The sequence below is a fragment of the Rhizobium sp. NXC24 genome, from assembly GCF_002944315.1.
In the GTDB taxonomy this organism is placed as follows: domain Bacteria; phylum Pseudomonadota; class Alphaproteobacteria; order Rhizobiales; family Rhizobiaceae; genus Rhizobium.
This window is the reverse complement of the sequence record NZ_CP024311.1, coordinates 228407-251147: the sequence shown is the minus strand read 5'-3', so window position 1 is coordinate 251147 and position 22741 is coordinate 228407. Positions and strand designations below refer to the sequence as shown.

The following is a 22741-nucleotide window of genomic DNA, read 5'->3' as shown; positions in this document are numbered from 1 at the left end:
GATGGCACGAAAGGAGCTAACGGTTAGGTTTTGCGCCCTTTTGCGGCGCTTTACCCGCGACGAGCGGGGCATCGGCGCGATCGAATTTGCCATTCTCTTTCCGGTGCTGCTGATGCTCTATCTCGGCGCCTTCGAACTTACCATTGCGCTCAGCGTCGAAAAGCGCGCCAGCCGGTCGGCCGGATCCATTGCCGATATCGTGACGCAGCAATCCAGCGTCAGTAAGACGGTGCTCGCCACCATGCCTTCGGTTGCAAACGCTATTTTCGCACCCTACGACTCGACCGGCCTGACCCTGAAAATCACCGGTATTCAGCTCGATGCCAGCAGTAATGCCACCGTTGCCTGGTCCTGGGCGCAGGATGGCAGCAAGCCCTACGCGACCGGTGGCACCGCCACCGTCCCCAGCGACATCAATCAGGCGAGCACATTTCTGGTGCGCACCGAGCTTGCCATTCCGTATCAGCTCATCAGTTTCGGCTCGGATTTCCTGCCCGCCGGCAGCAGCCAGATCACCATCAGCCGCGAGTATTTCTATCGTCCACGGACCGACAGTACGGTCACCTGCAGCGATTGCTGAGCAGAATTGTTGTAAATCCCTGCAATATTTCCCACCTGAACAGGAAATTGCCAAGTTGACGTCGCCGTTATATGGGTGACGTCCAATGCGCCTGACGCTGGACGTCGCGCATTGAGCAATCCTATCGGGTGGACCATGGCGCGCGCCTTTCTCTTCGTTCTTGATTCCTTCGGTGTCGGCGGCAGCCCGGATGCGGCCACCTATGGCGACGAGGGCGCCGATACGCTCGGCCATATCGCCGAGTTCTGCGCGGCGGGTGCCGCCGACCGCGACGGCCTGCGTTCCGGCCCCTTGTCGCTGCCGAACATGTCGGGTCTCGGCTTGCTGGAGATCGCCAAGGCGGCAACAGGCAGCTATCCGGCCGGCATGCCGCAGCCGGAAAAGCTCTTTGGTCTCTACGGCTGCGCCAACGAAGTGTCGCGCGGCAAGGACACGCCATCCGGCCATTGGGAAATCGCCGGCACACCCGTCATGTTCGACTGGGGCTATTTTTCCACCGAGGGCGACGCATTTCCGCCGGAGCTGGTCGATGCCATCTGCGAGGCCGCCGATCTCCCCGGCATTCTCGGCAACTGCCATGCATCTGGCACCGAGATCATCGCCAAATATGGCGAAGAGCATATCCGTAGCGGCAAGCCGATCTGCTACACCTCGTCAGACTCCGTCTTCCAGATTGCCGCGCATGAGCGCCATTTCGGCCTCGAACGGCTGACCGCCCTCTGCCAGATCGTCCGCACCCTGCTTGATCCTTATAATATCGGCCGCGTTATCGCCCGCCCGTTCGTCGGCGAGACGCAGGCGACATTCGAGCGTACCGGCAACCGTCGCGACTTCTCCGTGTTGCCGCCGGAGCCGACCCTGCTCGACCGACTGGTCAAGGCCGAACGCACCGTGCATGCGGTCGGCAAGATCGGCGATATCTTTGCCCATCAAGGCGTCTCCCGCATCATCAAGGCCAACGGCAACATGAAGCTGATGGATGCGACGCTAAGGACGATGGACGAGGCCGGCGATGGCGACCTCGTCTTTACGAATTTCGTCGATTTCGACATGGTCTATGGCCATCGCCGCGACGTGGCCGGCTATGCGGCCGCGCTCGAAGCCTTCGACGCAAGGCTGCCGGAGGTGCACGAGAAGCTGAAGCCTGGCGATCTCGTCATCCTGACAGCCGATCACGGCTGCGATCCGACCTGGCGCGGCACCGACCATACGCGCGAGCGTGTGCCGGTTATCGCCTACGGGCCTGGCATCCGCTCGCGCTCGATCGGCGTCCGCCAGACCTATGCCGATATTGGTGAAACCGTTGCACGCCATTTGGGAATTGCGGCAGGGCCGCATGGAAGGAGTTTTCTGTGACATCGCATTTGAAAAAGGTCGAGCTGCATTGCCATCTCGAAGGCGCTGCTCCTCCGGCGCTGACGTTGGCACAGGCACGGAAATATAATGTCGACACCAGTGCCTTCATGCATGACGGTATCTATCTTTGGAAGGATTTTACCGAATTCCTCGTCTGCTACGACAAGGTTTCCGAAGTCTACCGCACCGAGGAAGACTATGCGCTGTTGACCGAGACCTATCTCGAAGAGCTTGCGGGCATCGGCACGATCTACAGCGAACTGATCGTCTCGCCCGACCATGGCGACCGGATCGGCCTCGGGGCCGATGCCTATATGGCCGGCGTTTCGGCCGGCATTCGTGCAGCGCAGGAAAAGAGCGGCATCGTCGCCCGGCTGCTCGTCACCGGCGAACGTCACTTCGGACCGGAGCGCGTCATCAAGGCCGCCGAATATGCCGCCAAGAGCGATAACCCGTTGATCACGGGTTTCAACATGGCCGGCGAAGAGCGCATGGGCCGGGTTGCCGATTATGCGCGCGCCTTCGACATTGCCCGCGAAGCCGGCCTCGGCCTCACGATCCATGCCGGCGAAGTCTGCGGCGCCTTCAGCGTCGCCGATGCGGTCGAGCTGGTCCGTCCGTCGCGCATCGGCCATGGCGTGCGCGCCATCGAAGATGCCGACCTCGTCAAGCGCCTCGCCGATCTCGGCACGGTGCTGGAAGTCTGCCCCGGCTCGAACGTCGCGCTGAATGTCTTTCCCGACTTCCCGTCGCACCCGCTGCGCAAGCTTCGTGACGCGGGCGTGCGCGTGACGATTAATTCCGACGACCCGCCCTTCTTCCACACCTCCCTGAAGCGCGAATACGAGCTGGCGTCCGCCGCCTTCGGCTTCAGCGACGACGAGATCAATGCCATGACTCGAACGGCAGTCGAAGCCGCGTTCGTGGACGACGCAACGCGGGCGACGCTGTTAGCGAGGATATGACCACATCGTTTTAGGTCGCCGACTGGGGATGACGTTCCAAAATGCGGCCTATTTTCTTGCACCACAGACGATTTCCGTGAAAGAAACATCAGATATCGCGGAATTATTGGAAGGCTGAAATCATGGACGGCGTTACTGTCATCGATCACCCGCTCGTGCAGCATAAATTGACCATCATGCGCAAGAAAGAGACGTCGACGGGAAGCTTTCGCCGGCTTCTGCGCGAGATTTCGACGCTGCTTTGCTATGAAGTGACGCGCGACCTCGAACTGACGATCGAGACGATCGAGACGCCGCTGCAACCGATGGACGCGCCGATCCTCGAAGGCAAGAAACTGGTCTTCGCCTCGATCCTGCGCGCCGGCAATGGCCTGCTGGAAGGCATGCTCGACCTCGTGCCCTCGGCCCGCGTCTCGCATATCGGCGTCTACCGCGATCACGAAACGCTGCAGCCGGTCGAATATTACTTCAAGGCGCCGGAAGATATTTCCGAGCGCCTGATCATCGTCGTCGACCCGATGCTGGCAACGGGCAATTCCTCGATCGCGGCAATCGACAAGCTGAAGGAACGCGGCGCCCATAATATCCGCTTCCTCTGCCTGCTGGCGGCTCCGGAAGGCATTGCCAATTTCCGCAAGGCGCATCCGGACGTACCGGTCTTTACCGCGGCAATCGACAGCCATCTCAATGAAAAGGGTTATATCGTCCCCGGCCTCGGCGACGCCGGCGACCGCATGTACGGCACGAAGTAAATCCTGAAGCTAGATTAGCTTTTTTGCCCGGCAGCCCCCCAACTGCCGGGCTTTTTATTGATCTGTTTAGCGGCCTGTCAGCGAAGCTATATTAAACGTAGGGATCAATGGGCTTGATATGGAAAAGCCCATGGGAAGGATCTCGCCGATGCTCGCTCGCGTTCTTGTCATTGCCGGTATCGTCGCCGCCGCTGCTACCCAGGTTCCTGCGTTGCTGGGCACGCAAATGGCAAGCAGCGAAAGATCGACGCCTGCGGTTAAGGTTGCCGTTGCGCAGCAGCCGGTCGCGACGACGGCGGCGGCATTTGGAAGCGTGTTGTTGCAGGCGGGTGCGGGCGGCCACTACGAAGGCGATTTCAAGATCAACGGCCGGCCGGTGCATGGCATGATCGATACGGGCGCGACCTATGTGGCAATCAATGAGAGCACCGCACGCCGCCTCGGCATCAGCGGCAACGATCTCGATTATCGCTACACCACGCAGACGGCCAACGGCCCATCCAAGGTGGCTCTCGTCAAACTCGACCGTCTTGAAATCGGCACGATCAAGGTCCGCGATGTCGACGCCGTGGTCGCGAAAGACGGCGCATTGAGCACAACGTTGATCGGCATGAGCTTCCTCAAAAAGCTCAATTCCTATAGTGCCGAAAACGGCTCGTTGCGGCTGACGCAATAATTACCGGTCAAATCCGGGTAACGATCACCGACGGCAGAACGGGTGCGGCATCGCCGATCCGGTAGTTCGCAGCCAGATCGCCTGCGGCCCTTTCGGCGCTCGCCTCGTCGGCCGCATGAACGGTTGCGATGCGATCGCCTTTGCTGACCCTTGTTCCGAGCGGCAGGATATCGCTGAAGCCGACGCGATGGTCGATCTTGTCCTGCGGATGACGGCGGCCGCCGCCGAGATCGATGACGCTCATGCCGATGGCGCGGGCGTCGCAGGCTGCAAGCCAACCGTCCGAAGATGCAAGAACAGGCTTCTGCACGGACGCCGCAACTAGGTATTTGTCCGGATGATCCAGCAGATCGGCAGGGCCGCCGAGAGCGTGGACCATGCGGGCGAACAGCTCGGCCGCCTTGCCGGAAGAGAGCGCTTCGCGCGCTTTCGCCTCAGCCTCAACCAATGTCTTCGCGATCCCAGCCTGCGTCAACATCTCGGCGGCGAAGGTCAGCACGACCGTTTCGAGCCGCGTGCCCGCCTTGCCACCCTTCAGGAAATCCAGGCAATTGCGGAGTTCGACGACATTGCCGGCGGCATCGGCGAGCGGCTGGTTCATGTCGGTGATCAAAGCGGAGGTTTTGACCCCGGCGCCATTCGCCACCTCTACCAGCGATCGGGCCAGCGTCTCGGCCTCTTCCAGAGAGGTCATGAAGGCGCCATTGCCGATCTTGACGTCGAGCACCAGCGTCTCGAGGCCGGCGGCCAGCTTCTTCGACAGGATCGAAGCGGTGATCAGCGGCACGGAATCGACCGTGGACGTGACATCGCGCACGGCATAGAGCTTGCCGTCGGCGGGCGCCAAGGCTCCAGTCTGGCCGATGATGGCGCAACCCACCTCATCCACCACCTTGCGGAAATGGGCGGCATGCGGGGTGATGCCATAGCCGGGGATCGATTCCAGCTTGTCCAGGGTGCCGCCGGTGTGCCCGAGACCGCGGCCGGAAATCATCGGCACGGCAAGGCCGCACGCCGCGGCGATCGGTGCCAGCATCAACGAGACATTGTCGCCGATGCCGCCGGTCGAATGTTTGTCGGCGATCGGCCTGTCGATGCCGGACCAAGAGAGCATATCGCCGGAGCGAGCCATGGCCAAGGTCAGCGCCACGGTCTCTTCGCGCGTCATGCCGCTGTACCAGACGGCCATGGCGAAGGCGCCGATCTGGCTTTCGGCCAACTCATCCCGCGCAAGGGCCGCGATGAAGGCGTCGATATCGGTGACGTGAAGCGTGCCGCCATCCCGCTTCCGCCGGATGATTTCCTGCGGGATCATGGCTCAGTATCCGGATGCTGCCGCGCTCGACTGCCCGCCGCCGAGCACGTTGAGGATATCGTCGAGCAGGCTCGACGCGCCGAAACGGAAAGTCGAGGGCATCGCCCAATCCGGCGCCATAATGGTCTCGGCAAGGCTCAGATAGAGCGCCGCATCGGCGACAGAGCCGATGCCGCCAGCCGGCTTGAAACCAACCTTGCGGCCACTCTGGCGGATCGCCCGCAGCATGATGTCGGCAGCCTCGAGCGTCGCATTGACGGCGACCTTGCCGGTCGAGGTCTTGATGAAATCGGAACCCGCCTCGATCGCCAGTTCGGAGGCGCGTCGGATCAGCGCCACGTCCTTGAGTTCGCCGGTTTCGAGGATGGTCTTTAAGAGCACCGGTCCCTTGCACTCGGCTCTGACGGCGGCCACCATGTCGGTAACGGCCTGCTCGTTGCCGGCCAGCAGCGCGCGATAGGGGATGACGAGATCGATCTCGTCGGCGCCATCGGCGATCGCCTCGCGTGCTTCGGCGGCGACATCAGCCACTTCCATATCGCCGGCCGGGAAATTCACCACGGTCGCGATCCGCACCGCATGGTCGGTTCCGAGAATGCCGCGTGCCTGGGCGACGAAACGCGGCCAGATGCAGATGGCGGCGGTGTGGCCATAGGGTGACTGGGCGCGCGCGCAGAGCGTCTCGATCTGCGCCGGCGTGCAGTCGTCCTTCAGGTTGGTGAGATCGAGAAGGGAAAGCGCAACGGCCGCCGTTTCTCTAAGGGAATGGCTCGTCATTGTTCGTTTCCTCCGTCCGCAATCATTTCCTTCAAGATGGCGGCAAGGCGAGCGCCGCCGACCGGGGCCATGTCCTTCGTCTCTTCATGCGTAAGCTCGGCGCCGGTCATGCCAGCCCCATAATTAGTAATGACGGAGGCGGCTGCAACCCTCAGGCCGAAAAGTCGCGCAAGAATAACTTCCGGCACCGTCGACATGCCGACAGCATCGGCACCCAGAATGCGCGCCATGCGGATTTCCGCCGGGGTTTCGAAGCTCGGGCCCGAGAACCACATATAGACGCCGTGCGACAGCTTGACCTCGGCCTTTTCCGCCGCCTTGCGCATGCGCATGATAAGGTCGGTATCATAGGCACTGGTCATGCCGACGAAGCGCTTGTCGCTTTCCTCGCCGATCAACGGGTTCATGCCGGAATAATTGATGTGGTCGGTGATCTGCATCACCGATCCCGGCGGCATTTCCTCGCGCAGCGATCCGGCCGAATTGGTGAGGATCAGCGTCTCGACGCCGAGAGCCTTCAGCGTCTCGATCGGCACGCGCATGGCGTTGGCGTCGCCCTTTTCATAATAATGCACCCGGCCGGACAGCATGATAACCGGCACGTCACCGAGATAACCGGCGACTAACGTGCCGGCATGACCGGAGACGGCACTGACGGGGAAATCGGGGAGATCGGCATAGGGAATGCGCACGGCATCCCTCACCTGATCGACCAGGGAACCAAGGCCGGAGCCAAGGACGATGCCGTAGCGCGGCTGGAGATCACCGAGCTTTACGGCCAGGAGGTCGACGGCGGCGCTCATCCGAGTATCTCGGTTTCGAAGCTGAAGGGCAGCATCTCGTCCATGGTCATGGTCTTCTTCACGCCGGTTTCGTCGCAGAGATAGATGCGGGTTTCCTTGCTGGCGAACTCGGCGATCTTCTGCCGGCAGCCGCCGCAGGGCGGGCAGAGCGGCAGCTTTTCGGCAATGACGGCCATTTCGACGATCTTCTTGGCACCGGCCATGATCATATGGCTGATCGCGGTCGGCTCGGCGCACCAGCCCTGCGGGAAGGAGAGGTTCTCGATATTGGCGCCGGTATAGACCTTGCCGTCCTCGGCACGGATGGCCGCACCGACAGGGAATTTCGAATAGGGGGCATGGGCAAAGGCCATCGCTCCGCGAGCGGCCTCAAACAGATCATGCGACATGGATCAGCGCTCCTTGGTGTAGGGCACGCCGCCCGCCTTTGGCGGTTTGGCGACGCCGATGAAGCCTGCGAGCAGGATGCAGGTCAGAATATAGGGCAGCGCCTGGAAAATCTGCACCGGCACTTCACCGATGCCAGGCACGGCCTTGCCCTGCATGAAGTTGGCGAAAGCATCGAGGAAGCCGAAGAGCAGGCAGGTGAACATGACCGGCACCGGCTTCCATTTGGCGAAGATCAGCGCCGCGAGCGCGATATAGCCCTTGCCCGCAGACATGTTGTTGATGAAGGCGGCCGATTGGGCGATGGCAAGATAGGTGCCGGAGAAGCCGCAGAGAATGCCGGCGACGATCAGCGAGCGATACCGTAGCCACTCGACGGAGATGCCGGCCGTATCGACGGCGCCCGGATTTTCGCCGACGGCGCGCAGACGCAGGCCAAAGCGGGTGCGATAGAGGATCCACCAGGAAATCGGCACAGCAAGGAAGGCGAGATAGGTGAGAATATTATTGCCTGAGATGACGTTGGCATAGAGCGGCCCGATGAAGGGCACGTCATGGATGGCGTTGGCACCCGGCAAGGTGATCGAAGCGAAACGCGCCTCGGCCGGCAGCGTCGGCGTGCGCCCACCCTGGCCGAACCAGGCTTGGCCGAGCACGATGGTCAGGCCGGCGGTCAGGAAGTTGATCGCAACGCCCGAGACGATCTGGTTGCCGCGGTTGGTGATCGAGGCAAAGCCATGCAGGAGGCCGAGGGCGACCGATATGACGATGCCGGCGCCGAGACCAGCCCAGGCCGAGCCGGAGACGGAGGCGACACAGGCGGCGGCGAACGCGGACGCCAGCATCTTGCCTTCGAGACCGATGTCGAAAATGCCGGCGCGCTCGGAAAACAGGCCGGCAAGGGCCGTAAAGATCAGCGGAATCGACAGGCGGATGGTCGAGCCAAATATGCTGATGAGGAGATCATAATATTCCATCGTCCGATCCTCAGGCCCTGGCTAATTTTTGATAGGTGCGCACCATCGCGGGCCGGAACATATATTCGAGCGCGCCGGCGAACAGGATGACGAGGCCCTGGATAACCACGATCATGTCGCGCGTGATGTTGGGCATGTCGAAGGAAAGCGCATCGCCGCCCTGGTAGAGAATCCCAAACAGGATCGCCGCAAGGATGATGCCGACCGGATGGTTGCGGCCCATCAGGGATACGGCGATGCCGACGAAACCGGCGCCAAGCACGAACTCGACCTGCAGGCGGGCCGAAGCGCCCATCACCGGATTGAGCGCCATCATGCCGGCCAAGCCGCCCGAGAGCAGCATCGCGATGATGACCGTGCGGGCATACGGAATGCCGGCATAGACGGCAGCCGTTGGGCTGAGGCCGAGCGTGCGCATTTCATAGCCGAGCTTGGTGCGCCAGACGAGCATCCAGACGAGGAAGCACATGACCAGCGCGATCAGGAAGGACACGTTGAGGGGTGCCGCACCGATCGTCGAACCGAAGATGCCCATCAGCCAGTCCAACTTCGGAAGCTGACCGCCCGCGAGGAAGGTACGGGTTTCCGGCGCCATCTTGCCGGGTACGATCAGCACATGCACCAGGATGAAATTCATCATCGCCGAGGCAATGAAGTTGAACATGATGGTGGTGATGACCACGTGGCTGCCGCGCTTAGCCTGCAGCCAGGCGGGAATGAGAGCCCAAAGCGCGCCGAAAATGGCTGAGCCGATGACCGCGAAAGGCATCGTCACATACCAGGGCACATAATTGTCGAGCGTCAGCGCCACAAGCGCGCAGCCGAGGCCGCCGACATAGGCCTGGCCTTCCGAGCCGATGTTGAACAGGCCCGCATGAATGGCGACGGCCACCGATAGGCCGGTGAAAATGAAGCTCGTGGCATAGAACAGCGTGAAGCCGATGCCCTCGCCGCTGCCGAGCGCGCCCTGCAAGAGCAGGTTCAGCGCATCCAGCGGGCTTTCGCCGATGAACCAGACCACGAGACCGGAAATCAGGAAAGCGATAACGAGGTTGAGGACCGGGATCAGGCCATAATTGATCCAATTGGGAAGCGGAACGGATGCAGTGCTCATCAAGGCCTCATGCGGCAATGCCGGCCATCATCAGGCCGAGTGTCTGTTCACCGGCGTCAGCCGTTTTTTCGCCGACGACGTGGCCGGCGAACATGACGAGGATGCGGTCCGAAAGGGCGCGGATTTCATCCAGCTCCACCGACACCAGCAGGATCGCCTTGCCGGCATCGCGCATCTCGATGATGCGGCGATGGATGAACTCGATGGCGCCGATGTCGACGCCGCGCGTCGGCTGGCCGATCAGCAGAGCCTTCGGATCGCGCTCGATCTCGCGGGCGACAACGATCTTCTGCTGGTTGCCGCCAGAGAAATTGGCGGTCTTCAGCCGGGCGTTTGGCGGGCGAATGTCGTATTTCTCGATCTTTTCAATCGCATCCTTGCGCATGGCGTCGAGATCGAGCATGCCGGCCCTGCCGTATTTCACATCACGGTGGTAGCCGAGCATGGAATTTTCATATTCCTCAAACTTGAGGACGAGGCCCATGTGATGGCGGTCTTCCGGAATATGGGCGAGGCCGAGTTCACGCAAGGCCGCGGGATCGGCGGTGCCGATCGGCTCGCCGTGCAGGTGGATTTCGCCCGAGGCGGGCTTGCGGATGCCGGCGATCGCCTCCAATAGCTCCGACTGACCATTACCGGCGACGCCAGCGATGCCGACGATCTCGCCGGCGCGGACGTCGAAGGAAACATTGTCGACCATGGTAACGCCACGGCCGTCCTTGACGGTCAGATTGCGGACGGAGAGCACGACCTCGCCGGGATGGGCAGAGCCTTTTTCGACGCGCAGCAACACGCGACGGCCGACCATCAGCTCGGCGAGCTCTTCGACGGTGGTTTCCGCCGTCTTGCGCGTGGCAACCATTTCGCCGCGGCGCATGACCGACACCGTATCGGTGATGGCCATGATTTCGCGCAGCTTATGGGTGATGAGGATGATGGTCTTGCCCTGATCGCGCAACACGCGGAGAATCCGGAACAGATTGTCGGCTTCGGCCGGTGTCAAAACGCCGGTCGGCTCGTCCAAGATGAGGATCTCGGCGCCGCGATACATGGCCTTCAAAATTTCGACGCGCTGCTGCTGACCGACTGGAAGCTCCTCGATCAAGGCGTCCGGATCGACATCCAGGCCGTAATCCGTTTCCAGGCGCCTCAGTTCGGCGCGGGCAGCCGTGACACCCTTCGCCAACAAAGCGCCGCCTTCGGCGCCGAGCATGACGTTCTCGAGCACGGTGAAATTATCGACCAGCATGAAATGCTGGTGCACCATGCCGATGCCGGCGGCAATGGCCGTCTGGCTGTCGCGGATGGCGATGGGATTGCCGTTGATGCGGATCTCGCCGCTGTCGGCATGATAGAAGCCGTAGATGATCGACATCAGAGTCGACTTCCCGGCACCGTTCTCACCGATGATTCCGTGGATCGAGCCCTTGGAAACGGTCAGGTTGATGTCTTTGTTGGCATGGACGGCACCGAACTTCTTGTCGATGCCCACGAGTTCGATGGCAGGCGTTTGGCTCACTACGCAGCTCCAGAAATCAGGCTTCCGGATAAGAAAAGGGCGTATGACGTTTGAATACGTCATACGCCCTTATTTCATATCAGCTCTTCGGGCAGGCGTTGTCGGTCGTGTAGTCGTGCACCTTGATCGTGCCGGAGATGATGTCGGCGGTTGCCTTGTCGACGGCGGCCTTCATTTCCGGCGTGACGAGCGGCTTGTTGTTGTCGTCCATGGCAGCGCCCACGCCCTCTTCCTTGAGGCCGAGTTCCTGCGTGCCGGCCGTGAACTTGCCGTTCTTGGCATCGGTAAAGGCGTTATAGACGGCGAGGTCGACGCGCTTGACGACAGAAGTCAGGACCGAACCCGGATGCAGGTAGTTCTGGTTGGAGTCGACGCCGACCGAAAGCTTCTTGTTGTCGGCAGCCGTCTGCAGCACGCCGAGGCCAGTCGCGCCGGCAGCCGCGTAAACAACGTCAGCACCCTGGTCGATCTGGTTCTTGGTGAGCTCGCCGCCGCGAACCGGGTCGTTCCAGGCAGCGCCGGTCGTGCCGGTCATGTTCTGGAAGACTTCGATCTTCGGATTGGCGGCGCGGGCGCCCTGCTCATAACCACATTCGAACTTGCGGATCAGCGGAATGTCCATGCCGCCGACGAAGCCGATCTTGCCGGTCTTCGAAGCCATGGCAGCCATGACGCCGGCGAGGTAGGAACCTTCATTTTCCTTGAACTTGACGGAACGAACGTTCGGCAGGTCGAGGCTGTCGTCGATCAGAACGAACTGGGTCTTCGGATATTCGGCAGCAACCTTCTGCAGAGCGGACGTCCAGGCGAAGGAGACGGCGATAACCGGATTGAAGCCCTTGCTGGCGAAGTTGCGCAGCGCCTGTTCGCCCTGGGTGTCGCCCGTCGGCTCGAAGTCGCGATAGGCGACGCCGGTTTCCTTCTTGAACCTTTCGGCGCCGTTATAGGCCGCTTCGTTGAAGGACTTGTCGAACTTGCCGCCGGTGCCATAAACGATCGCCGGCTTAATGTCGGCCGCAAGCGCCGTTGCCGACATGGCAGCCAAGGCGAAAAGGGTCAAAAGGGATTTTTTCATGAGTTGCAGCCCTATTGTTGCTATCTTGTTGGGTCCTCCCGCAAGTCCGTTGACCGGACATGTCTGCGGAACCGCCGGCCTCCCCCGAGGCCAAGCTGGCGCATCCTTGCATGGCTGCAGGAAAAATTCACGAGAAATTTTTCAGTTGGTAAAGATTTGTGGGAATTGCCAAAAACCCGCCCAAGAGAGCTGATTTTTGAACATTTTCGCCCTCAAACTGCGATTTTATTAGCCAAACAAGGTCGGATGGCCGATGTGGCAAGAACGGTCTTAAACGCTTGCGGCATTCACGATCGGTTGCCTCGATACTCGAGTAATCTATATCAAAGCGATTGTCCAAAACGCATTTGATCGCCCGATTTCGCGAGGCAGCTCGTCGTGTCGAGATCCCTCAGTCATAAGCTTTTCATCATCGAAGTCAGAACCTCGCGCAGTCCGGTTCGGCCGCGTCTTATATCGCCGACACCCGGCTCCGCATCGATCCGTCCGGCATTGTGGGCGTCATACAATTCCGCAACCAGTTCGGCATAGCTTGCGCTTATTCCTCCCCGAACGAGTGCAGGGATCCAGTCCAGGCGAGGCATCTCGCTGGCGATAATTTTCCGGCCGGCAAGCTCTCCAGCAATCCGCGCAACATCCTCGACGCTGTAGCGATCTGGCCCCTCCGCATGAATGATGCTGAGAGGTGCCTGGGTGCCGGATAGCAGCAATTCGCCCGCAATAACGCCGACATCGGGAGCCGACACGGTGGGAAATAGTTTAGTGACCGGATGATGCCGGCTTGGGAGCACCCCGGTCTCGATCGCGCGTCCGATCTGGCGGCTCCAATTCTGCATGTGTTCGGCCGAGCGCAGGAAGGTCAGAGCGGCGGGCAGCTTTTTCAGTTCGGATTCCAGATGATGGAAAATCAGCGTGATGCCTGTGTCGGATGCAAGATGCGCGCCGTAGTCGGAGATCGCTAGAACGGAGCTCGGCCTGTTCCGGTCGAGTGCATCGACGATCGTTCTTATGCTGTTTTTCATCTCCGCGGCTGCATCATCCGCCTGAACGCTTGTGGGGCAGATGATCTGCACGGCCGTCGCGCCTCTCATGCTTTCAGAAAGAGCCGCACTGTCCTGAATATCGGCGATGGCGACATCGCAACCCATGGCGCTTAGATCATCGGCGCTATTTTGACGTCGCACGACGGCTCTTACCGGTGCGCCCTGGCGGCGAAGCTCGGCAATCGTCGCCCGCCCAATCTTTCCGGTCGCGCCCAAAATTACGAACATCTCTTCATCCTCAAACGTTCATCGTGGATGTGGAGCATGCTGTTTTTATGCGTCCTGTCGCACAGGATCGGACAATGGAGAGCAGAAATGGACAGCAAAATACCGTGCCGACGCGACCTTCCCTGGACTATCGCCTCATCCGGGCGATGCCGGTCGGTGTTATGCCGAGAATGCGCTTCATCGCCTGTGCCATATGGCTCTGATGGGCGAAGCCTGCGGCGAGCGCGATCTGGCTGATCGACAGCTCTCCCATGGCAAGCAGGTGTCTGGCGCGCTCCACCCGGCGGCGGATCACATATTGATGCACCGGCATGCCGAACGAGCGGCGAAACAGCACCTTCAGATGCGAAACGCTGATCGCCGCCACCTCCGCCAACTGTGCCAGCGATAAATCCCCATCAAGATGGGATTCAATGAACTCGACCAGCCTGCGTCTCTGGTTCGATGAAAGCTTTTGCCTAGCCGAAACGGTTGTCGCATCGAATGTACCAGCGATGAGCCGCACCGCCAGCGCCCTGCCAAGGCTTTCAACGAACAGGCGATCGGCGGGTTCATCCACCTTCGTTTGCGTTTCCAGCGCCAGGGCGATGTGCTCGATACCTGGATCGCGATGCTGAAACTTGGGACGGATGGCAATGCTGTCTGGATCGATCTCCATATCCTCCGCCGCACCGCGCATGATCGCGGGGCTTATCCACAAGCGCAGAATTGTGCAGTCGGCGTCGTCTTCCCATTCGCCATCCAATCCGGCCGGAACGATATCGATATCGCCATGCGACTGAACGCGGCGATGCTGCCAGCCGTCGCACCGGCAGGAGGCGTTAACCGGCGCTCCCATATGAATTCCAAGACGGTGAAAGGGTGTTGCGGGAATGTATGTCAGGCCAGCAGCGATATGCCACCGGGTCGCTCTGATGCCGAAGGGGCCGAGGTCGTGGTCAAGCAAGTTCCATCTCCCGTCTCCAGCGCCCAGTGGACCGGATTCTTACTGCGCCCGGGCGGTCTAAACGCTGAAGCGACCGGCAACCGGCGGCTTCTTGTAGGCGGCCATCCACAAAAGCAGCGAGATCGCCAAGAACACCGCGAAAGCCGGCTGGAACAGCAACCACTGCACGGCCAGATCATAAAGGCGCGGATGGATATAATAGGAAATCAGCGACTGGACGGTCGCAAGGGACGACGGGCTGACATCGTTCCAGGCATCCTCCATCGGGGTCAGCACCACGGCGGAGGCCGCAACCGATTGGATGGAATCGATGGTGCCGGCGACCACCGCAACGACCAGCGCGACGAGACTGGCAAAACGCAACAAGAAACGCATCGAACCCTCCGCATACTCACTTCCCGTCGGCCATAGTCGACTGGGTTACTGCATTCCGCTCCGTCCTTCTTCTTAGATATGATCGGAGCCGGATAAGCGCAATGGACCAAAGGTCTGGAGTTTTCTGTCGGGAAGTCAAAAATCTGTCAGATTCGGGTTGATCCTAAGAAATTCATCGGTATATATCGCGGCCGTTCCGACGATTTGCCTCCTGACCGGTTGCGAAACGCCAAAGGACAGGTGGCCGAGTGGTTTAAGGCGCACGCCTGGAACGCGTGTGTACGTGAAAGCGTACCGAGGGTTCGAATCCCTCCCTGTCCGCCATTCTCGAAATTTTCGATAATCATTTCAGCTTTTTATTCTCTTCCGGTAGCCGCGAAGCGTCATGCCGATCGACAGCATGACGCCAGCAAGCATTGCGTGGCGAGAACTTTGAGTGTGAGCCGCGTCGACTCTCGCTTTTTTCTTCTTTTCAGTTTCTTGCCGCAGCCGCGTCTATGCCACGCAGATGCCAGGGACCCCGACCTTCTGGAACAGATGGGGCGAGGCAACGGACGAGGATGGATAGGCCGAGATTTTTTTCCTGAACTCCGGATGCGTGAAGGCGGCTCGGAAATCAGCCATAGTCTCCCAGACGGCATAGTTCAGATAGGCGGGGCTCTCGCCGACCGCGCGATGAAGCTGGGTCGAAATGAAACCCGGCTGCCGCTTCATGAACGCGGCATCGTCTTGCCATGCATTGAGGAACGTCTCCTCATCCGCCTTATCGAGCGTGAAGAGATTCACGAGGACAACGGGGGCGGCTTCGACGGTGATTTGGCGGTCAATCGGAAATGAGGGGTCCATTGGGCGCATTGGTGACATGGTGTGCTCCGTTCGATATGGTTGCATGATGTCAATCTGACGCCATACACGTAGATAATTGACATTATGATGTCAAATAGAATACAGGATGACAAATGCAAGAGACCAAACGAACGCCGGTCGGAATCGCCCTGACCGGTCTGATTCTCGATCTATTCAGGCTTCACAGCCGCGTGCTCGCCTCCGGCGACAGGCTGGTTGCTCCGCTCGGCCTGACGAGTGCCCGCTGGCAAATCCTCGGCGCTATCAATTCGGCGGACCGGCCGCAGCCGGTTGCGTGGCTGGCGCGCGACATGGGAGCCAACCGCCAAAATGTGCAGCGCATCGTCAACGATCTGGAGAAGGACGGACTCGTTGCCTTCGAGCCCAATCCGCACCACCGGCGGGCGCAGCTCATCCTGATGACGGACAAGGGCAGGCAGACATTCGACGCCGCCATGCGTCTGCAAGCCCCCTGGGTCAACGATCTCTCGGACGGGCTCTTGGTCGAGGACATCGAAACGATGCGCGGGGTCATGTCGGTGCTGCGCGGCAAACTGGAAAGAAATGAAGATGCTGAAGAGCAGGTCTGATCGCTATGGCGCTGTCGCAGTCTCAATTCACTGGCTGAGCGCCATCCTGATCCTGGCCCTGCTCGGCTCCGGTTTCCGGGCCGCAAATGCTATGGGCGCGGCCAGCAAGGCTGCTTTCCTGCGTTTCCATATTCCAGTAGCGATCGCAATTCTGTTCTTGACGCTGCTTCGCATTGTCTGGTGGTGGCGTTTTGATCGGAAGCCACTGCCGGCGGAGGGATTGCCTCTCTGGCAGGAGCGCATCGCGGGCGGGGTTCACATCGCCTTCTACCTCGTCATTCTTGGTATGGCTGCCAGCGGCATCGGCATGATGATCCTAAGCGGCGCGGCACCCGCTATATTTGGGGCGCCTGGGGCGATGTTGCCCGACTTCACCGATTATCCGCCGCGAATACCGCATGGTTTGGGTGCCTTCTTGCTTGTCGGGCTGCTGGTGTTTCATGCCGGTGCGGCCCTTTATCACCAATTCGTTCGCCGCGATGATCTGCTCCAGCGCATGTGGTATGCCGGGTCGTCCGGCGATTAGAGTTGTGCTGGAAAGCCGCGGGACCTCACCTTCGGCCTCTTATTATTTCATTGCGATCCCGCCTTGCCTTTCGCCATCGTCCTCAGATGCTCGACCAAATCGCGCGCGAAGGGAGACAGGTCCTCAATAGCACGCATGCAGAGCAGGAGACGGCGTGTTGCCCAGTCGTCGGTCAGCCGGACAGAGCGAATGGGCATCGATCGACGGCATCTTTTCGCGGCGGTTTCCGGCACGATCCCGATGCCGACGCCTTGGGCCACCATTCGGCAGATGCCCTCGAATGTTCGCATCCGGACCCGAAACTTCAGCGGATGGCCCGCACGGGCCGCATGCTCGTCGATATGCTCCTGCAAGGGGCTGCCGATCGTCAATCCGACGAATTCCTGTCCGACGACTTCCACAAACGCAAGCGCCTTTGCTGAAGCCGAGGGATGATCGGCAGGCAGGACGAGAAGGAGGCGATCGATGGCGAAGGGCAGGAGCTGCAAATTGCCGGCATCGACGGCGTCCGAGATAATGCCGATCTCCGCTAGGCCGCCCGCCACCGCCTTCACGATCTCGGTGCTCAGCCGCTCATTCAGATCGATGTCGATATGCGGACGCGTTGCGAGATAGGGCGCAAGCGCCTCGGGAAGAAATTCCGTAATGGCGGCCGTGTTCGCCAGCAGCCGGATATTGCCCTTCAGCCCCTTGGCATAGACGCCCAACTCGCCCCGCATATGGTCGATCTGCCGAAGGATGATACGAGCGTGGTGTGCCAGAGCCTCGCCGGCGGCCGTCGGCGCGATCCCCCTGCGGCGGCGTTCGAGCAGCCGCACGCCGCTCACCTCTTCCATTCCGCGTAGCCGTTCGCTGGCCGAAGGAAGCGCAAGATTGGCGCGCGCCGCTCCATGGGTGATGCTGCCCGCCTCGACGACGAGCAGGAACAGGCGAAGGTCGGTGAGATCGAAACGCATGGGCCGGAAGGCTATCATGCCCCCAGCCTTCGGAACAGCCAAAGGCTGAGTTAGGATCATCCGCATTGCGGACGGCCAGCGGAATTGCCACAAATGGCGGCATGTTCGACCATTCTTCCTGGCTGATCCTTGCCACCGCTTCAACTTTCCTCCTCGCCGGCATCGTCAAGGGTGTCACCGGCATGGGCTTGCCGACGGTCGCCATGGGGCTGCTGGGCGCTATCATGCCGCCGGTGGCGGCGGCCGCCTTGCTGATCGTGCCGTCCTTCGTCTCCAATGTCTGGCAGTTGTTCGCCGGACCGAGTTTCGCAGCCCTCGCCGGAAGGCTATGGCCCATGCTGCTCGGCATTCTTGTCAGCACGGTCGCCGCCACCTCGATGCTGGCGAGCGACAATACGCAGTGGATCACGATGGCGCTGGGTGCCGCCCTGATCATCTATGCCGGCTACACCCTGTTTGCCCGGCAACTGTCCGTGCCGAAAAGGGCCGAACCCTGGCTGTCGGCGCTGATCGGTCTGATGACCGGCGCGGTCACTGGCGGTACCGGAGTCCTTGTCATTCCCGCCGTTCCCTATCTTCAGGCCCTCGCATTGGGCAAGGACGATCTGATCCAGGCGCTCGGGCTTTCCTTCACGGTTTCGACCATCGCCCTTGCAATCGGATTGGCGGCGCGCGGAGCCTTTCAGCTCGATAATCTGGCGATGTCCTCGCTCGCCGTAGCGCCGGCGCTGCTCGGAATGTGGCTGGGACAGGCAATCCGACGCAAGGTCAGTCCCGCAACGTTTCGCCGATGGTTCCTGATCGCTCTCATCGTGCTTGGTACCGAACTCGCCCTGCGTCCGTTCTTCTAGCGCACCAACGGCCGGCGAAGCCTCTTCCAGGTTTCGGGTTCACGGCGTCATGCGATATAAGGACGGCATCAGGGAGGCGGATCAGCATGGGATTCCAGGACGACGATCTCGAAAAATTTGCCGCAGAGGGCGCGGCGACACTGCCGGCCACGGATGTCCATGGTCATGTCGAAAACGACGGCGCCCGCATCTGGTATGCGGCCTATGGGTCCGGCATGCCGGTGATCCTGCTGCATGGCGGCCTCGGAAACAGCGGCAATTGGGGATATCAGGTTCCGGCCTTGATCGATGCCGGCTATCGCGCCGTCGTCATCGATAGCCGTGGCCACGGGCGCAGCACCCGCGATTTGCGACCCTATAGCTATGAGCTGATGGCATCGGACGTGCTGGCCGTGATGGACAGGCTGCACATTGAAAAAGCAGCCGTCGTCGGATGGAGCGACGGGGCATGCACCGGCTTGATCCTCGCTAGGACCAATCCGGCGCGCATTGCAGGCGTTTTCTATTTCGCGTGCAACATGGACCCCAGCGGCACAAAGGAATTCGTGCCCACGCCGATCATCGACCGTTGCTTTTCCCGACATGTGAAGGACTATGCCGCGCTTTCGGCCACGCCGGATCAGTTCGACGCCTTCGTTCAGGCAGTCAGCCTGATGCAGCGGACGGAGCCGAACTATTCTGCCTCCGATCTCGCCGAGATCGACGTGCCTGTTGCCATCGTGCATAGCGAGCACGACGAATTCATCAAGCGCGACCACGCCGACCATCTCGCCCGCAGCATCTCGGGCGCGGGGCTTATCCTGCTTCCCGGCGTCAGCCATTTCGCGCCGCTGCAGCGGCCGGGGCAGTTCAACGATGCGATGCTGACTTTCCTTCGCAAGATTACTGGGTAGCCCAAGGCTCCGGCAGGAACCCGGCGGAATCATCATTCTCCGGATCTTGCTCGCGCGGGATTTGGTTGCGCACGTCCGATTGTTCGGATAAATGATGATCATCATATTTCGAATCTCCCCAGACCGAACCGCCGCTGACCGGCCCTTCCGCCCAGGGAGCAAAATCCGCTCCAGGCAGGAGAATTTCATGACAACTACTTTGTTTTCGCCGCTCGCCGTCGGTCCATACGAACTGGCGCATCGTGTCGTCATGGCGCCGTTGACGCGCATGCGGGCAGGCCAGCCGGGCAACGTGCCTTCAGCGATGAACGTCGAATATTATGCGCAGCGCGCGTCGAGGGGCGGGTTGATCATTTCCGAGGGTTCGCAGATTTCGCCCGCCGGACAGGGAATGCCGGCAACACCGGGCATCCATACGTCGGAGCAGATCGCCGGCTGGAAAGCGATCACCCAAGCGGTTCACGCCAAGCGCGGCCGGATCTTTCTGCAGCTCTGGCATGTTGGCCGCATTTCCCATTCCTCGCATCAGCCTGATGGCGACCTGCCATTCGCGCCGTCGGCGATCGCGGCTGCCGGAAATGCTTTCACGGCGTCATTCGAGCGCGTGCCCTTCGAGACGCCGCAGGCAATCGATACTGATCTGATGCCCCTGCTGATCGACGTCTACGGCCGGGCGGCTGCCAATGCGAAGGCGGCCGGTTTCGATGGTGTCGAAATCCACGGCGCCAACGGCTATCTGATCGAACAATTCCTGCAGGCCCGTTCGAACCAACGCACTGACCAATATGGCGGTTCGATCGAGAACCGGACACGCCTGCTGCTCGAAGTGATCGAGGAGGTGTCCAAGGTCTGGGGTTCGGATCGCGTCGGCGTCCGCCTCTCCCCCTTCGGCATTGCCAATGACAGCGGCGAGGACGATCCGTTGCGGCTCTACGGCCATGTCATCCGCGAGCTCGACCGGCTGCACCTTGCCTATCTGCACCTGATCGAACCGCGCGCCAGCGGCGCCGGCCAAGCCGAAGTCGACCACAAGAACGTACCGTCGGCAGCGGAGCTCTTCCGTCCTGCTTGGTCCGGAACCTTGATCGCCGCCGGCAATTTCAAGCCTGAAACCGCCGAGACTACCCTCGCCGCCGGCCATGCTGACGCCATCGCTTTCGGCCGACTGTTCATCGCCAATCCCGATCTGCCGGAGCGCATTCGCCGCGGCGCGAGCCTCAACCCCTATCATCGCCCGACCTTTTACGGCGGCGGCGCAGAGGGCTATACGGATTATCCGACATTGGACGCCAGGGAGGCTGCGGAATGAGTATGCCAAGCGCCATCATCGTTGGAGTGGGAGCGGAACAAGGTCTCGGCGCAGCCCTCTGCCGGCTGCTGGCCGACAAAGGCTACCATGTCATCATCGCCAGCCGGACGTTGGAAAAGATCACCAAGGTCGCTGACGCCATCAATGCCTCTGGCGGCAGTGCCGAAGCGATAGAAACCGATGCGACCAACGAAGCCGCGGTGAAGCGGCTGTTCGAGCATGCCTTTGCGCCGCAGGATGAGATCGATCCGCCGGACTTCATCGTCTTTAACGCCGGCATCAATCGTCATGTCGGCTTTCGCGGCGTCACCGCCGCCGAGTTCGAGGAGTTCTGGCGCATCTGCTGTTTCGGCGGCTTCCTCGTCGGGCGGGAGGCGGCCCGGCATCTCGTCCCCCTCGGACGCGGCACAGTGATCTTTACCGGCGCTTCGGCAAGCCTGCGCGGCAAGGCAGGATATGCGCAGTTCGCCGCCGCCAAGGCGGGCTTAAGGATGATCAGCCAGAGCATGGCGCGGGAGTTCGGGCCGCTTGGCCTGCATGTCGCCCACACCATCATCGATGGCGGCATCGACGGCGAAAGATTGCGGTCAAGGCGGCCGGACGTGGAGGCCGACGCGCTGCTCAACATCGATGCCATCGCCGAGACCTACTGGCATATCCACCGCCAGCATCCCTCCGCCTGGACGCAGGAGATCGACCTGCGCCCCTATAAGGAAACGTTCTGAGGCCGGCGCTTACCAGCGCCGACCCCATAAAAATCCTCAGCCGGCAGGAAAGGGATTGCGTTCACTAAAGCCGCGCTGATGCCAATAGGGATAGGTGGGCGTCTGGGCGCTGGCGGCGTCAAGGCGGGCGACCTGCTCCGTGGTCAGGTTCCAACCGACGGCACCGAGATTGTCGCGCAACTGGCCTTCGTCGCGGGCGCCAACGATAATGCTCGACACTGTCGGCCGCTGCAGCAGCCAGTTCAGGGCCACCTGCGGGATAGTCTTGCCGGTTTCCTTCGAAATCTCGTCAAGCGCATCGACCACAGTGTAGAGATACTCGTTGTCCACCTGTGGGCCATTGTCCGCCGTCTTGTGCAAGCGGCTGACCTCCGGCAATGGTTGGCCTCGACGAATCTTGCCGGTCAGGCGGCCCCAGCCGAGCGGGCTCCAGACGACGGTGCCGACCTTCTGATCGACAGCAAGCGGCATGAGTTCCCACTCGTAATCGCGGCCGACAAGCGAATAATAGGCCTGGTGCGCGACATAGCGCGGCAGGTTGTGGCGATCGGCCGCCGCCAATGACTTCATCAGGTGCCATCCGGAGAAATTCGAGCAGCCGACATAGCGAATCTTGCCGGCACGCACGAGATCGTCGAGCGCCGACAGCGTTTCCTCGACCGGTGTCATGGCATCGAAGCCATGCAACTGGAAGAGGTCGATATGATCGGTCTGCAGGCGCTTCAGTGAAGCTTCCACGGCCTTGATCAGGTGGAAGCGCGAAGAGCCGACATCATTCGGCCCATCGCCCGAGCGAAAGGTTGCCTTGGTGGAAATCAGCACCTTGTCGCGGCGACCCTTGATCGCCTCGCCCAGCACCTGCTCGGCAACGCCGCCGGAATAAACATCGGCGCTGTCGAAGAAATTGAGACCGGCATCGAGGCATATATCGATCAGACGGCTTGCCTCATTGACGTCGGTGGCGCCCCAGGCACCGAAAAACTCGCCTTTGCCGCCGAAGGTGCCGGTACCGAAGCTCAGGACCGGCACGCGAAAACCCGATCCGCCGAGATAGCGATAGTCCATAACATAACCTCCAAAAGGATGGATGCATCAAAGATGGCGCGCGAGAGCGAACCGTACGGAGGTCGGACCGCACTCGTGCTTGAGTGATGTGT

The 22741-nt window shown here is 61.0% G+C and carries 25 protein-coding genes and 1 tRNA gene; 12 read left to right on the top strand and 14 right to left on the bottom strand.

The annotated features are described in order from the left end of the window. Window position 1: 1 nt before the first annotated feature. The 5 genes from NXC24_RS01235 to NXC24_RS01215 all read left to right on the top strand — a co-directional run bounded on the left by NXC24_RS01235 (window position 2) and on the right by NXC24_RS01215 (window position 4329). Window positions 2–580, top strand: coding sequence for a TadE/TadG family type IV pilus assembly protein (locus tag NXC24_RS01235; protein WP_104821637.1), 579 nt, complete (start codon window positions 2–4; stop codon window positions 578–580). 135 nt (window positions 581–715) lie between these two features. Next, the gene (locus NXC24_RS01230; protein ID WP_104821636.1) at window positions 716–1936 is read left to right on the top strand and encodes a phosphopentomutase; all 1221 of its coding nucleotides are present in this window, start codon (window positions 716–718) and stop codon (window positions 1934–1936) included. After that, window positions 1933–2901: an adenosine deaminase gene (locus tag NXC24_RS01225; protein WP_104821635.1), complete on the top strand. Its 969-nt coding sequence runs from the start codon at window positions 1933–1935 to the stop codon at window positions 2899–2901. The genes NXC24_RS01230 and NXC24_RS01225 overlap by 4 nt, the downstream gene beginning before the upstream one ends. A 122-nt stretch (window positions 2902–3023) precedes the next feature. Next, window positions 3024–3653, top strand: a complete 630-nt coding sequence (upp, locus tag NXC24_RS01220) for a uracil phosphoribosyltransferase (protein ID WP_104821634.1) — start codon at window positions 3024–3026, stop codon at window positions 3651–3653. Between the two features lie 148 nt (window positions 3654–3801). Next, a complete protein-coding gene (locus NXC24_RS01215; RefSeq protein WP_104824946.1) occupies window positions 3802–4329 on the top strand; it encodes a TIGR02281 family clan AA aspartic protease in 528 nt (175 codons plus the stop codon). A 7-nt stretch (window positions 4330–4336) separates the two neighbouring features. Here the strand turns inward: NXC24_RS01215 and deoA are convergent, their stop codons facing one another. From deoA to NXC24_RS01160, 11 genes are all read right to left on the bottom strand, one after another. Beyond that, on the bottom strand, window positions 4337–5644 hold the full coding sequence (gene deoA, locus NXC24_RS01210) for a thymidine phosphorylase (RefSeq protein ID WP_104821633.1): 1308 nt from the start codon (window positions 5642–5644) through the stop codon (window positions 4337–4339). Between the two features lie 3 nt (window positions 5645–5647). Then, window positions 5648–6421, bottom strand: coding sequence for a deoxyribose-phosphate aldolase (gene deoC / locus NXC24_RS01205; protein WP_104821632.1), 774 nt, complete (start codon window positions 6419–6421; stop codon window positions 5648–5650). Next, window positions 6418–7224 carry a purine-nucleoside phosphorylase gene (locus NXC24_RS01200; protein WP_104821631.1) on the bottom strand — a complete coding sequence of 269 codons (807 nt, stop codon included), beginning with the start codon at window positions 7222–7224 and terminating at the stop codon, window positions 6418–6420. The genes deoC and NXC24_RS01200 overlap by 4 nt, the downstream gene beginning before the upstream one ends. After that, window positions 7221–7613, bottom strand: coding sequence for a cytidine deaminase (locus NXC24_RS01195; RefSeq protein WP_104821630.1), 393 nt, complete (start codon window positions 7611–7613; stop codon window positions 7221–7223). The genes NXC24_RS01200 and NXC24_RS01195 overlap by 4 nt, the downstream gene beginning before the upstream one ends. Before the next feature lie 3 nt (window positions 7614–7616). After that, complete coding sequence (locus tag NXC24_RS01190) at window positions 7617–8588, bottom strand: ABC transporter permease (protein ID WP_104821629.1); 972 nt, start codon at window positions 8586–8588, stop codon at window positions 7617–7619. Between the two features lie 10 nt (window positions 8589–8598). Continuing rightward, on the bottom strand, window positions 8599–9702 hold the full coding sequence (locus NXC24_RS01185) for an ABC transporter permease (RefSeq protein ID WP_104821628.1): 1104 nt from the start codon (window positions 9700–9702) through the stop codon (window positions 8599–8601). A gap of 7 nt (window positions 9703–9709) precedes the next feature. Beyond that, entirely contained in the window at window positions 9710–11221 is a 1512-nt protein-coding gene (locus NXC24_RS01180) for an ABC transporter ATP-binding protein (protein ID WP_104821627.1), read from the bottom strand. A gap of 79 nt (window positions 11222–11300) precedes the next feature. Then, window positions 11301–12296 (bottom strand): BMP family ABC transporter substrate-binding protein, encoded by a 996-nt coding sequence (locus NXC24_RS01175; RefSeq protein ID WP_104821626.1) that lies wholly within the window; start codon window positions 12294–12296, stop codon window positions 11301–11303. Window positions 12297–12691: 395 nt separating this feature from the next. Then, window positions 12692–13567, bottom strand: coding sequence for an NAD(P)H-binding protein (locus NXC24_RS01170; protein WP_104821625.1), 876 nt, complete (start codon window positions 13565–13567; stop codon window positions 12692–12694). Window positions 13568–13694: 127 nt separating this feature from the next. Beyond that, on the bottom strand, window positions 13695–14513 hold the full coding sequence (locus NXC24_RS01165) for an AraC family transcriptional regulator (protein ID WP_245463917.1): 819 nt from the start codon (window positions 14511–14513) through the stop codon (window positions 13695–13697). A 57-nt stretch (window positions 14514–14570) separates the two neighbouring features. After that, a complete protein-coding gene (locus NXC24_RS01160) occupies window positions 14571–14888 on the bottom strand; it encodes a hypothetical protein (protein ID WP_104821623.1) in 318 nt (105 codons plus the stop codon). A 234-nt stretch (window positions 14889–15122) separates the two neighbouring features. Here NXC24_RS01160 and NXC24_RS01155 point away from each other — a divergent pair. Next, window positions 15123–15212: transfer RNA gene (locus NXC24_RS01155), tRNA-Ser, on the top strand. Between the two features lie 171 nt (window positions 15213–15383). On the opposite strand, the gene NXC24_RS01150 is transcribed toward NXC24_RS01155, so the two are convergent. Continuing rightward, entirely contained in the window at window positions 15384–15752 is a 369-nt protein-coding gene (locus NXC24_RS01150) for an antibiotic biosynthesis monooxygenase family protein (protein WP_104821622.1), read from the bottom strand. Between the two features lie 95 nt (window positions 15753–15847). On the opposite strand from NXC24_RS01150, the gene NXC24_RS01145 reads away from it, so the two are divergent. Both NXC24_RS01145 and NXC24_RS01140 read left to right on the top strand, forming a co-directional pair. Beyond that, window positions 15848–16324: a MarR family transcriptional regulator gene (locus tag NXC24_RS01145; RefSeq protein ID WP_104821621.1), complete on the top strand. Its 477-nt coding sequence runs from the start codon at window positions 15848–15850 to the stop codon at window positions 16322–16324. Next, window positions 16305–16850 (top strand): cytochrome b/b6 domain-containing protein, encoded by a 546-nt coding sequence (locus NXC24_RS01140; protein WP_104824945.1) that lies wholly within the window; start codon window positions 16305–16307, stop codon window positions 16848–16850. Before NXC24_RS01145 ends, NXC24_RS01140 begins: the two co-directional genes overlap by 20 nt. 47 nt (window positions 16851–16897) lie before the next feature. Here NXC24_RS01140 and NXC24_RS01135 read toward each other — a convergent pair whose 3' ends face one another. Beyond that, window positions 16898–17806, bottom strand: coding sequence for a LysR substrate-binding domain-containing protein (locus NXC24_RS01135; protein WP_104821620.1), 909 nt, complete (start codon window positions 17804–17806; stop codon window positions 16898–16900). Window positions 17807–17907: 101 nt separating this feature from the next. On the opposite strand from NXC24_RS01135, the gene NXC24_RS01130 reads away from it, so the two are divergent. The 4 genes from NXC24_RS01130 (at window position 17908) to NXC24_RS01115 (ending at window position 21584) form a co-directional block, all read left to right on the top strand. After that, the gene (locus NXC24_RS01130) at window positions 17908–18657 is read left to right on the top strand and encodes a sulfite exporter TauE/SafE family protein (RefSeq protein ID WP_104824944.1); all 750 of its coding nucleotides are present in this window, start codon (window positions 17908–17910) and stop codon (window positions 18655–18657) included. Between the two features lie 86 nt (window positions 18658–18743). Further along, window positions 18744–19550, top strand: a complete 807-nt coding sequence (locus tag NXC24_RS01125; RefSeq protein WP_104821619.1) for an alpha/beta hydrolase — start codon at window positions 18744–18746, stop codon at window positions 19548–19550. Window positions 19551–19737: 187 nt separating this feature from the next. Next, complete coding sequence (locus tag NXC24_RS01120; protein ID WP_104821618.1) at window positions 19738–20859, top strand: alkene reductase; 1122 nt, start codon at window positions 19738–19740, stop codon at window positions 20857–20859. Next, window positions 20856–21584, top strand: coding sequence for an SDR family NAD(P)-dependent oxidoreductase (locus tag NXC24_RS01115; protein ID WP_104821617.1), 729 nt, complete (start codon window positions 20856–20858; stop codon window positions 21582–21584). Before NXC24_RS01120 ends, NXC24_RS01115 begins: the two co-directional genes overlap by 4 nt. A gap of 36 nt (window positions 21585–21620) precedes the next feature. Here the strand turns inward: NXC24_RS01115 and NXC24_RS01110 are convergent, their stop codons facing one another. Continuing rightward, a complete protein-coding gene (locus tag NXC24_RS01110; RefSeq protein ID WP_104821616.1) occupies window positions 21621–22649 on the bottom strand; it encodes an aldo/keto reductase in 1029 nt (342 codons plus the stop codon). Window positions 22650–22741 lie beyond the last annotated feature (92 nt).